The sequence below is a fragment of the Enterococcus nangangensis genome (genome assembly GCF_005405245.1).
Lineage (GTDB): Bacteria > Bacillota > Bacilli > Lactobacillales > Enterococcaceae > Enterococcus_J > Enterococcus_J nangangensis.
On sequence record NZ_BJDR01000037.1, the window covers coordinates 1 to 11,553 of the forward strand.

Consider the following 11,553-nt stretch of genomic DNA (forward strand, 5'->3'; position numbering starts at 1 on the left):
ATAAGGTTATTTTATCATTTTGGGACATTTTCCCTTTCGATATACCTAGGACATTATCACTTTCGAACGAGATTTTTTTAGAGAAATTTTCAGAAGGTCTTTTATTTTAGGAAAGTTTCTAGTAAAATGATTGATTGAGAATATCGTACAGAAAGGAGTATGTTAAATATGGCTACACCGTGGGTAGTATTAATTGCCGTTGTGGCAGCAATTTTAGGAGCTGTGGGCGGTTTCTTCTTAGCGCGTAAATATATGAAAGACTATCTTGAGAAAAATCCTCCAATCAATGAGGAAATGTTGCGGACCATGATGATGCAAATGGGTCAAAAACCTTCTGAAAAGAAAATTCGTCAAATGATGTCCCAAATGAAAAACTCTGGCAAAGGCAAATAAATCCTTTGTGGGCTGATAGTCTCAGCCCGTTTTTTTATGCTCTTTTTAATTGTGCTAATTTTCAGAATTTATTTTAGAAACAAAACGACTAGTGCTTTAGGCCAGCCGTGAGAAGTAGGAGGCAACAATGCAAATTTTTAGAAAACTAGGTTGGTTCTTTAAAGAAGAAAAATGGGCGTATTTTTGGGGTGTTTTAGCCCTCTTCTTAGTAGCCATCGTCCAACTCGCACCACCGAAAGTTATTGGCATCATCATCGATGCTATTGATGAACGTACTTTATCCATGTCGGGCATTATGATGTGGATTGGTTTATTAGTGGCTGCGGCAATTTTACAATATTTATTCCGTTACATCTGGCGCCAATGTATTTGGGGGAGTGCTGCTAAACTAGAAAAATCTTTACGGAAACAATTATTTCATCACTTCACCATGATGGATCACCAATTTTTTCAAACGTACCGTACAGGGGACTTGATGGCCCATGCTACCAATGACTTAAACGCTGTGCAAAATGTGGCGGGTTCAGGTATTTTAACCTTAGCGGACTCCATCATTACTGGGGGCTCCACCATTATTGCCATGATTGTGTTTGTGGATTGGCGCTTGACCCTCATTGCGCTGATTCCGCTCCCTTTTTTGGCGATGTTAGCTCGGGTCTTAGGCACTAAACTTCATGATGCCTTTCGGGAAAGCCAAGAAGCTTTCTCTGATATCAATGATAAAACGCAAGAGAGTATTACCGGCATTAAGGTGATTAAAACTTTTGGTCAAGAAGCTGAAGATTTGGCCGACTTTGATGCTAAAATTGATAACGCGATTTTAAAAAATCGCCGCACCAACTTTTTAGATGCGTTATTCGATCCTTTCACCACCTTAATCATTGGTCTTTCATATGTTTTAACTATTATTTTAGGCTCACAACTCATCGTGCATAACGAGTTAACCGTGGGGCAATTGGTTTCTTTCATCTCCTACATTGGGATGTTAGTCTGGCCGATGTTTGCCATTGGCCGGCTTTTTAACGTCTTAGAAAGAGGGTCCGCCTCTTACGATCGGGTCCAAGAACTTTTGCGGGAAAAATCCCACATTGTAGAAGCTAAAGTTCCAGTTACGACGCCAGCTTGTGGCACGTTAGACTATCAACTTGCTGACTTTATTTATCCTGACGATGCCAGTGTGGGCTTAAAAAATGTTCGTTTCACGTTGCACGAAGGTGAAACCATTGGGATTGTCGGGAAAACAGGCGCCGGGAAGACGACCTTAATTAAATTATTAATGCGGGAATACGACGAGTACCAAGGAAAAATTTTGTGGAACGACGTCAACATTAAAGATTACGCCTTAGACAGTTTGTTGCCACAAATTGGTTATGTGCCGCAAGACCATTTCTTATTCTCCATGACGGTGGCTGATAATATTCGTTTTGCTCGCCCGGAAGCCACGATGGAAGAAGTCATGACGGCCGCTAAACTGGCTGATGTCCACGAAGACATCTTAGGCTTTGCCCACGGCTATGAAACGATGGTGGGAGAACGGGGCGTTTCTCTTTCCGGTGGTCAAAAGCAACGCTTGTCCATCGCGCGAGCCTTGTTAATGAATCCAGAACTTTTAATTTTGGATGATGCTTTATCCGCTGTAGATGCTAAGACAGAAGAAGAAATTCTCCACAACCTAAAAGAACGTCGCGGCAACAAGGGAACGATTATCGCAGCGCACCGTTTGTCTTCTGTAATGCACGCTAAAGAAATTTTAGTTATTAAAGATGGTACAGTGGCTGAACGTGGTACTCACCAAGAGCTCTTAGCTTTAAATGGTTGGTATGCTAAAATGTATGCCAAGCAACAACTGGAACAAAAAATTGAAGGAGGGAAAGCCTAATGGAAGAATATCAATCTGCATGGTCCAAAGCCATTCCCTTAAAAGAGCAAAAAGTAATCGTCAAGCGGATGTTTCACTTTGCTAAACCCTTTGGCAAAACTTTTTTCGCTTCGATTTTCTTTGCTTTCTTACTGAGTGTCGTTAATATCTTAATGCCCCTCATTTTGCAAGAATTAATCGATAAATATTTACGCAACCAAAGCGCAACGCTGCAAGTCATTTTGTTTTTTGCGCTGTTGTATTTAGTGGGGACTATTTTAAAAAGCGTCATTTGGTTTTTCCAAACTTTTTTATATTCTCAAGCGGCTTTAAAAACTTACCAACATATTCGCGTTAAATTGTTTGAAAAACTCCACACATTAGGCATGCGTTACTTTGATCAAACACCAGCAGGCTCTATCGTCTCGCGGGTGACCAACGATACGGAAACGCTTTTTGATTTTTGGAACGTCTTTATGATGGTTTTAACGGGTATTTTCTCCGTGGTCTCCGCTTTTGTAGCGATGTTTGCCATTGATAAGACGATCGCCTTAGCTTGCTTAGTCTTCTTGCCTTTTTTACTGGTGATTATCTGGTACTACCAAAAATATTCTTCTAAGTTGTACCGCTCGATGCGGGAACGTTTGAGCCAATTAAATACCAAGTTAAACGAAACGATTTCCGGGATGCAAATCGTCCAACAATTTCGCCAAGAGCACCGTTTAGAAGCGGAATTTGAAAAAGTAAACGATGACTACTTAAAAACGCGGTTTTCCATGATTCGCATTAACTCCTTATTGTTAGGACCTGTGATTAATTTACTTTATTCATTAGCGATTGCTTTAGTCTTGACGCTTTTTGGGATTGAAGCGTTGGATAACCCCTTAAAAGTTGGCTTAATTTATTCTTTCACTAGTTACGTGCAATCTTTCTTTAACCCCATGTCTTCCATGATGGATTACTTGTCTGTCTTCACAGACGGGACGGTGGCGGCTAGTCGAATTTTGCGCATCTTAGATCACCAAGAAATTACGCCGCAACAAAAGCCTGACGCGGCTGAAAAAATTCAACAAGGAAAAATTGAATTTAAAAACCTGACTTTTTCTTACGATGGGGAACACGACGTCTTAAAAGATATTTCTTTTGTTGCTAATCCTGGTGAAACGGTGGCCTTAGTTGGACACACTGGTAGTGGAAAGAGCTCCATCATTAACGTCTTAATGCGTTTTTACGAATTTAATCAAGGACAAATTCTAATTGACGACCACGACATTCGTGAATTTTCTTTACCGGAGTTACGGGAAAAATTAGGGTTAGTCTTACAAGATGCCTTCTTGTTTTATGGGGATGTGGCTAGTAACATTCGCCTTTTAAACGAGAACATTACCGACAGCCAAATCCGGCAAGCTGCTGAATTTGTGCAAGCCGATAAATTTATTGAAACGTTGCCTGGCAAATATCACGCCAAAGTCATTGAACGAGGAGCTAGTTATTCTTCCGGCCAACGCCAACTGATTACTTTTGCTCGGACGATGGTGACGGATCCTAAAATTCTAGTCTTGGATGAAGCCACCGCCAACATTGACACGGAAACGGAAAGTCTGATTCAAGAAGGTCTTCAAAAAATGCGGACGGGGCGCACGACGATTGCCATTGCTCACCGTTTGTCCACCATTCGTGATGCGAACTTAATTTTAGTTTTAGATAAAGGACGCATCGTGGAACGAGGAACCCATGATGAGCTCTTAGCATTAGGTGGTCTGTATTACGATATGTATCAATTACAAAATTCAGAAGGATAAACTAGCAAAGTGCCGGCCCCAAGAAAAATTCTTTGGCCGACACTTTTTTATTTTTATAGTTGAATTTTAATTTCTGTGTAGGTACCGTTACTTTGACACCAGTGGGCTAAAGCATTTTTAACAGGCAAGCTTTCCTCGGCAAACCAAATGAAAGAATCATAGCCTAAAGCTTTTAAACTAGCAAAGGCGCCGCGATAAAAATTTTCTTCCGCCGCTGGAGTAGCAGTGCTATAAGCGTAAAAAACTTCGACTATCCCGCTGGCATAAACTTGGAGGGCAATCAAATTTTCCACTGCGCCATTTGTTGCTAGAGTGCCATAGACCCGCCACTTTGCAAATTCAGCCAGCAAACGCTCGCCGTGCCAAAAGGCAGCGTGCATTTCGCTATCGTACGTAGCTAGATAAGGCAGAAATTGTTGGGCAGTCAGGGGCACTAAAGGCGGGTTGCTAGTGCTAAAATTTTGTAACTGCCCACGATAATCCAGCGCACTACTTTTTTCAATGGGGGATAATGTTTCAAGATAAGCCACTAGTTCAAAATTTTTTTCCGTCGGGGTAAAGAGTAACTGCCAGCCGGGAAAATGTTTGGCGCAATAATCTAGTAGTTGAGGGTAAGCTACTGGTGGGTTCAAAGCTAAAAAGCCGCCACTAGCGTGAAGCAGTTGTTGCTCCGTACTAATATGCAAAAGGGCACAAGCGACGATTGATTCATGGTCAGTTGCAACTAAGGCCAACTCACCTTCCACAGTTAAACTTTGTTGGTAATAGGTTATCGTCCGTTCAATTTCCACTTTAGGATGTGTTCGTTGTTCCATGATTGCCGATTGGCGTAAAAAAAGATTTAGCTGGCGAATGTCGTCAGATTTGAGTGGTCGAATATTCATAGTGGCTCTTCTTTCTTGAAAAATTTAGCAGCAACGAGGTGGAGTGATTAGCAGGGAAGGCTAGTCTTTTTCGCTGTCGTCTCAAGGATACTTGAAGGGGATAAAAAGAACAAGGACCTCTTGTTTTTTGTCGCAAATTTCGTTACGCTTAAGGAAGCAGAAAATTTGTCATTTGGCGAATTTAAGGGTAATCTAACCCGTGAGGAAAAAGAGGAGGAACCAAAGAAATGTATGATGTAATCGTGATTGGTGCCGGGCCTGCGGGGATGACCGCAGCGCTTTATGCATCCCGTTCTAATTTAAAAGTTTTATTAATTGAGCGTGGCGCTCCTGGGGGGCAAATGAATAACACCGCTGAAGTAGAAAATTATCCAGGCTTCACCTCCATTATGGGGCCGGAGTTAGCTTATAAGATGTACGAAGGTGTCAATCAATTTGGCACAGTGAATGCGTATGGTATTGTGGAAGAAATTATCGACCACGGTACGACGAAAACCGTGGTCTGTGAAGATCAATCTTATGAAGGAAAAGCCGTGATTATTGCTACTGGCTGTGTCCATCGTAAGTTGGGTGTTCCTGGCGAAGATGAATTTGCTGGGCGCGGTGTATCTTATTGTGCAGTGTGTGATGGAGCCTTTTTCAAAGGCAAACATCTTTTTGTGATTGGTGGGGGCGACTCTGCAGTGGAAGAAGGCATTTATTTAACCCAATTTGCTAGCAAAGTAACGGTTGTCCATCGGCGTGACGAGTTACGGGCACAAAAAATTATTCAAGAGCGAGCGTTTGCTAATCCCAAGATGGAATTTTATTGGAACACAGTGTTAGAAGAAATTACTGGCGACGAAATCAAAGTGCAAGGCGTGCAACTGAAAAACGTGCAAACTGGTGAAGTTACGGCAGAAAGCGCTGATGGCGTCTTTATCTACGTGGGCTTAGATCCTTTAACGGAACCTTTCCGCAAACTGGGCATCACCAATGCCCAAGGATGGATTGAAACGGACCAAGAAATGGAAACGAAAATTCCTGGTATCTATGCCATTGGCGATGTACGGGAAAAGACGTTGCGCCAAATTACTACCGCAGTAGGTGAAGGTGGCATTGCCGGCCAACAAGTCTATCAATATTTACAAGAGCTAGCTTAAAAAATCAAAGTACACCTGTCTTTTGCGAGATGGGTGTTTTTTTACGTCCTGAAAAGTAAGAATTAAATTCTTCTGGTTATTCCTTTAATGTATTTTCTAAGAATGGTATACTTTAAAGCGTAAAACTATGAGAGAGGTGGATGTTATGTCTTGGGAAACCATTTATCGTAATTGGGCTAGTTTTGACCAATTAGACGAAGATTTAAAGGGACAACTTAAGGAATTAAAAGAAAACCGGTTGGAGTTGGAAGATGCTTTTTACGCTCCATTAGAATTCGGAACCGCCGGCATGCGGGGGATTTTAGGCCCGGGGATTAATCGCATGAACATCTACACTGTGCGGCAAGCTACTGAAGGCTTAGCATTATTTATGGACCAACAAGATCCGGAGACTAAAAAAAGAGGCGTAGCGATTGCTTATGATTCTCGCCATATGTCACCAGATTTTGCCATGGAAGCAGCGCGGACTCTCGCTTATCATAATATTCCTAGCTATGTTTTTGAAAGTCTGCGCCCAACACCCGAACTTTCTTTTGCTGTTAGATATTTACACTGCTTTGCCGGAATCATGATTACGGCAAGTCATAACCCAGCTAAGTACAATGGCTATAAAGTATACGGTGAAGATGGGGGCCAAATGCCACCAGAAGATGCCGATCGTTTAACTAACTTTGTCCGACAAGTGGCAAATCCTTTAGCCGTGCCTGTTTTACGGGAAGATGAAGTGAAACACTCTGGTTTGATTTCCATCGTGGGGGAAGAAATCGATAGCGCCTACTTAAAAGAAGTGAAAAAAGTAACCGTAGATCCAGAACTGGTTGCAGAAATGGGGAAAGATTTACGCTTAGTCTATACACCACTTCACGGTACTGGCCGGATGTTAGGGGAACGGGCTTTAAAACAAGCTGGTTTCGAAAAGTTTGTGCTGGTGCCTGAACAAGCAGTTGCTGATCCAGAATTTAGCACGGTGAAATCCCCCAATCCTGAAGAACCTGGTGCTTTTGAATATGCCATTCAATTAGGCAAACAAGAAGCTGCTGATGTCTTGATTGCCACCGACCCCGATGCCGACCGCTTGGGAGCTGCTGTTCGTTTACCAAATGGCGAATACCAAGTCTTAACAGGCAACCAAATCGCTTCTTTATTGGTGGATTATTTATTAAAAGCCAAAGAAAAAGCCCATGATTTGCCAAATAACGCGGTGATTTTAAAATCTATTGTGTCTAGTGAATTGCCAGCAGCCATTGCGGCTAGCTACGAAGTTCAAACGGTTAATGTTTTAACTGGTTTCAAATTCATTGCCGAAAAAATTCAACAGTATGAAGAAGACCACAGTCAAAGTTTTGTCTTTGGTTTTGAAGAAAGCTATGGCTACTTAATTAAACCCTTTGTCCGGGATAAAGATGCCATTCAAACTTTAGTTTTATTAGCTGAAGTAGCTGCCTATTATAAACATCAAGGGCAGACGTTATATGATGGCTTAGAAAGTATTTTTGCTCGCTTTGGATATTATCAAGAAAAAACAACTTCGGTAACCTTAGATGGAATTGAAGGGGCTGAAAAGATCAAAGCCTTGATGAATAAGTTGCGGGAGGAAGCACCAACAGAATTTGCTGGCGTGAAAGTCATTCAAACGGAAGACTTCCAAACCCAAAAGAAAACGCGCTTAGTGGATGGCAATGTGGAAGAAATTCCCATGACAAAATCTAACGTGTTGAAGTATTACTTAGCAGATGAATCATGGATTGCCGTACGACCATCAGGAACAGAACCAAAAATTAAATTTTACGTGGGCGTTAAAGGAAATGATCATGCCGACGCAGAACAAAAAATTACGGCCTTAGCAACTAGTTTGGCAGCTTTAACTGCTGAATAGTGTCAAGGAGTCTACAAGTCAGGCAGCAATGGGACTTGTAGACTCTTTTCTTTGACTGTGCTAGAAAATAAACGGCTAAATTTAAGGGGAACTAGCCATTTTGCTTTCCCTAGCGTATTCTTATGTTAAAATAGATAAACAGTAAGGAGGTTCATCTAGTGGAAGAAGCAGTCGTCATTGAAAAAGTAAGTCGGATGTATAAAGTACTGGGAGATAAAAATCGTCTGCGCATTCTTTTGTTTTTACAAAGCGGGGAAAAGAATGTCACGGCCATTGCCAATCATGTGGAAATGGAGCAATCTGCGGTTTCTCATCAGTTAAAGTTGTTGCGGGACAACAAAATTGTTGCTGCTAGACGAGATGGCAAAATTATTTATTACGCGTTGGCCGATCACCACGTGTTGGATATTTTGCAACAAACCTTTGAACACGTCTTACATAATTAAACGAGAGTTGTAAAGAAAGTTGGTGTAGTAATTTGAAAATTATGGTGCCAGCCACAAGCCAAAATTTAGGATTAGGATACAGTTCATTTGGGCTGGCGTTGTCCTTATATTTAACCGTGGAAGTCTTGCAACCTAGTAATCAGTGGGAAATTCAAAGTGCCACAGCGGAAAGTGTCACAGCTGGGATGCAAGCAATCTTTTTAAAAGCAGTTGAGGAAGCTGCGCCGGATTTAACGCCGCAAAGGATTCGAATTCATTCGACAATTCCAGTGGGCTACGGCTTGGGGGAAGAAGTAGCTACTGGGGTGGCTGCAATCGAGTTGGCGAATCGTTTGGCACATTTGGGATTAAGTGAGACTGCGAAAATTCAACAAGCTGTCGCTTTAGGCTTAGATATCAGTGGGAGTAGCGCAGCGGTTTTAGGCGGCTTTTTAATCACCGATGGCGAAAATGTCCAACATTGTTTGCGTCATTATTTTCCAGAAAGTGATTGGCTACTCTTTTTGCCGGCAAAAGAAAATCTGCAGCAACTGCCAGTTCCAGAAACTTTATCTTTTGCTACTGTTAAAAAGATGACCAGTACGACGAACTTGTTGGTGGGAGCCTTGTTTAATGGCGACATCGAATTAACCGGTAAGTTGTTAGTGACTTTGCAAAAATACACGGAGCAATTTAGCACGCCAGATCCCCACTTATTAGCAGTGCGGGCGGTCTTAGAAAAATATCAAGGTTACGGCAGTTTTATCGCTGGAACCGGCGGCGGGATTTTAGCTTTAGTGCCGGCAAGTAAAGTTCGACGCATTGAATGGAGTCTGAAAGAACTCTCTCCGAAAAATAAAGTTCAAGTAGTCTCCTTAGATACACAAGGTATTCAAGTTTATTAATGAAAAAGGTAGTGCTCACAACGGGAGCACTACCTTTTCATTATTTGTTAGCGATTTTCATGCCATAACTTTGGTCCGGCAAATCTAGCGCTTCTAAGATTAAAGAAGCTGTTTCTTCGATGGATAAAGAAGCAACGTTAATGACGATGCAACCTAATTTTTGATAAAGCGCTTCAGCGTAAGCCAGTTCTTCTTTGATTTTATCTAAGTCCGAGTACGCACTATCTAAATCTAGACCGTAAGCTCGCAAACGTTCCTTCCGAATATTGTTGAGAATTTCTGGATTGTTAGTAAGTCCCACAATCTTATTGGGATCTACTTGGAAAATTTCTTTAGGTAATTGTGCTTGCGGAACGAGAGGCAAGTTAGCCACTTTTAAATTTTTATTGGCTAAAAATAAACTTAAGGGTGTTTTAGACGTTCGCGAGACGCCTAATAAAACGACATCGGCTTTTAAAAAGCCTTTCGGGTCTTTGCCGTCATCATATTGCACTGCAAACTCCATCGCTTTAATTCGCTTAAAGTAATTTTCGTTTAAGTGGTGTAAAGCTCCAGGTTCACCACTGGGTTCTAAACCAGAGCGTTGCGCAATTTCGTTAATCACAGGATTAATTAAGTCAAAGGCACGTAGTCCACTTTCTTGACAAAAAATTTGGCAAAGCTCCAAGCGTTTGCGATCAGCTAAGGTATGCATGATAAGCGCACCGACATCTTTGGCTTCTTTTAAAGCATCTAACAAAGTTTGATTATCATTGACGAAGGTCCGACGGTATAAACAAAAGTTGGCGCCTGGAAATTGTGCCATACAAGCTTGCGCCGTCTTTAAGGCAGTTTCGCCAGCGGAGTCGGAAATTAAAAAAATATTTACCAGTTCTTTTTCTAAAGGAGGGAAGGCCATAAGTAAAATCCTTTCTTGTGTTTTAATGTAATTTATTATACCATATTCACAAAATAGTCCACGTGAAAAGAAATAGGCGAAAGGTGGCAGAAACTTGGAAAATTGGCAAGATAAATTAAAGGCAGCGGGCTTTAAGGCGACCAGTAAGCGTCAAGAAATTTTAAGCTTTTTACAAGGAGAGAACCGCTATCTATCCCCCTTAGAAGTCTACCAGTACTTACAGAAAAATCATCCGGGGCTAAGCTATGATACCGTCTACCGCAATTTGCGAGAGTTTGAGGAAGCGCATCTGCTAGAAGTAACGGACTTTGCTGGTGAAAAACGTTACCGCATAAATTGTGGCGGTCATCAGCACCATCACCATTTTATTTGTACCCAATGTGGCCGGACGATTCCTCTTAAAATGTGTCCCATGGATGTTTTCCAAGAGCAATTACCAGGCTGTGTTATTTCAGGTCACCGTTTTGAAATTTACGGCTTATGTGAAAACTGTCTAAAACAAAATGAGAAGCATTGAAAAATTTGCTTAAATCGTTGGTTGACGTTATCTAATTACTTCGGTATAATACTAAAAGGACAGTTTCAATTAGGTTATCCTATAGTAACGGTTACTTTTTAAGCTCGGAGGGAGGGAATTTACATGTCAAAAACAGTGGTTCGCAAAAATGAATCTCTTGACGATGCTCTTCGTCGCTTCAAACGTTCCGTTTCAAAAGCTGGGACTTTACAAGAATCTCGCAAACGTGAATTTTACGAAAAACCAAGTGTTAAACGTAAGAAAAAATCTGAAGCTGCTAGAAAACGCAAAAAATTCTAGTACGAAAGGAATGATTTCTTATGTCATTACTTCAACAAATTAGTGATGATATGAAGCAAGCGATGAAAGCTAAGGATAAAGAAACCTTATCCGTCATTCGCATGCTGAAAGCTTCACTGCAAAACGAAGGCATCAAGGTTAACCGAGAATTGACTCCTGACGAGGAACTTACGATTTTAGCTCGCGAGATGAAACAACGGAAGGACTCAAAAGAAGAATTTGCCAATGCTGGACGACAGGATTTAGCTGATGATTTAGCAAAAGAAATTACTATTGTAGAACGTTACTTACCACAACAATTGACTGAAGAAGAAGTTCGATCCATCGTGGCTGCTGCTATTTCAGCAACAGGCGCTACTGGCAAGAGCGACTTTGGTAAAGTCATGGGGAAAGTAATGCCGCAAGTTAAAGGCAAAGCAGATGGCAAGTTGGTTAACGCCGTCGTCAAAGAACTTTTAAATTAACCATAAAAGTCACGGCTCTTTGTCAACTGGTGTTGTTTCACATTAAATTCGCTTAGGGAAGTACTTCGGTACTTCTCTTTTTGTGTTCG

12 protein-coding genes are annotated in these 11,553 nt (G+C 41.5%); 10 read left to right on the top strand and 2 right to left on the bottom strand.

All coding sequences use genetic code 11. The annotated features are described in order from the left end of the window. The first annotated feature begins 168 nt into the window (after positions 1–168). From FFM57_RS09340 to FFM57_RS09350, 3 genes are all read left to right on the top strand, one after another. Positions 169–393, top strand: coding sequence for a YneF family protein (locus FFM57_RS09340; protein WP_137600253.1), 225 nt, complete (start codon positions 169–171; stop codon positions 391–393). A 127-nt stretch (positions 394–520) separates the two neighbouring features. Then, on the top strand, positions 521–2,272 hold the full coding sequence (locus tag FFM57_RS09345; protein WP_137600254.1) for an ABC transporter ATP-binding protein: 1,752 nt from the start codon (positions 521–523) through the stop codon (positions 2,270–2,272). Then, on the top strand, positions 2,272–4,053 hold the full coding sequence (locus FFM57_RS09350) for an ABC transporter ATP-binding protein (protein WP_137600255.1): 1,782 nt from the start codon (positions 2,272–2,274) through the stop codon (positions 4,051–4,053). Before FFM57_RS09345 ends, FFM57_RS09350 begins: the two co-directional genes overlap by 1 nt. A 53-nt stretch (positions 4,054–4,106) precedes the next feature. Here the strand turns inward: FFM57_RS09350 and FFM57_RS09355 are convergent, their stop codons facing one another. Then, positions 4,107–4,937, bottom strand: a complete 831-nt coding sequence (locus FFM57_RS09355; protein ID WP_137600256.1) for a hypothetical protein — start codon at positions 4,935–4,937, stop codon at positions 4,107–4,109. Positions 4,938–5,164: 227 nt separating this feature from the next. Here FFM57_RS09355 and trxB point away from each other — a divergent pair, with 227 nt between their 5' ends. The 4 genes from trxB to FFM57_RS09375 all read left to right on the top strand — a co-directional run bounded on the left by trxB (position 5,165) and on the right by FFM57_RS09375 (position 9,285). Beyond that, positions 5,165–6,079, top strand: a complete 915-nt coding sequence (gene trxB, locus FFM57_RS09360; RefSeq protein WP_137600257.1) for a thioredoxin-disulfide reductase — start codon at positions 5,165–5,167, stop codon at positions 6,077–6,079. A gap of 145 nt (positions 6,080–6,224) precedes the next feature. Then, positions 6,225–7,955 carry a phospho-sugar mutase gene (locus FFM57_RS09365; protein WP_137600258.1) on the top strand — a complete coding sequence of 577 codons (1,731 nt, stop codon included), beginning with the start codon at positions 6,225–6,227 and terminating at the stop codon, positions 7,953–7,955. A 194-nt stretch (positions 7,956–8,149) separates the two neighbouring features. Further along, complete coding sequence (locus tag FFM57_RS09370) at positions 8,150–8,401, top strand: ArsR/SmtB family transcription factor (protein ID WP_137600263.1); 252 nt, start codon at positions 8,150–8,152, stop codon at positions 8,399–8,401. Positions 8,402–8,442: 41 nt separating this feature from the next. Then, positions 8,443–9,285: a GHMP family kinase ATP-binding protein gene (locus FFM57_RS09375; protein ID WP_443093096.1), complete on the top strand. Its 843-nt coding sequence runs from the start codon at positions 8,443–8,445 to the stop codon at positions 9,283–9,285. 40 nt (positions 9,286–9,325) lie between these two features. On the opposite strand, the gene FFM57_RS09380 is transcribed toward FFM57_RS09375, so the two are convergent. After that, complete coding sequence (locus FFM57_RS09380; RefSeq protein WP_137600260.1) at positions 9,326–10,183, bottom strand: pyruvate, water dikinase regulatory protein; 858 nt, start codon at positions 10,181–10,183, stop codon at positions 9,326–9,328. Positions 10,184–10,277: 94 nt separating this feature from the next. Here FFM57_RS09380 and FFM57_RS09385 point away from each other — a divergent pair, with 94 nt between their 5' ends. The 3 genes from FFM57_RS09385 to FFM57_RS09395 all read left to right on the top strand — a co-directional run bounded on the left by FFM57_RS09385 (position 10,278) and on the right by FFM57_RS09395 (position 11,464). Next, on the top strand, positions 10,278–10,700 hold the full coding sequence (locus tag FFM57_RS09385) for a Fur family transcriptional regulator (RefSeq protein WP_137600261.1): 423 nt from the start codon (positions 10,278–10,280) through the stop codon (positions 10,698–10,700). Between the two features lie 123 nt (positions 10,701–10,823). Then, positions 10,824–11,000 (top strand): 30S ribosomal protein S21, encoded by a 177-nt coding sequence (rpsU, locus tag FFM57_RS09390; RefSeq protein ID WP_002356740.1) that lies wholly within the window; start codon positions 10,824–10,826, stop codon positions 10,998–11,000. A gap of 20 nt (positions 11,001–11,020) precedes the next feature. Then, entirely contained in the window at positions 11,021–11,464 is a 444-nt protein-coding gene (locus FFM57_RS09395) for a GatB/YqeY domain-containing protein (protein ID WP_137600262.1), read from the top strand. Positions 11,465–11,553: the final 89 nt, after the last annotated feature.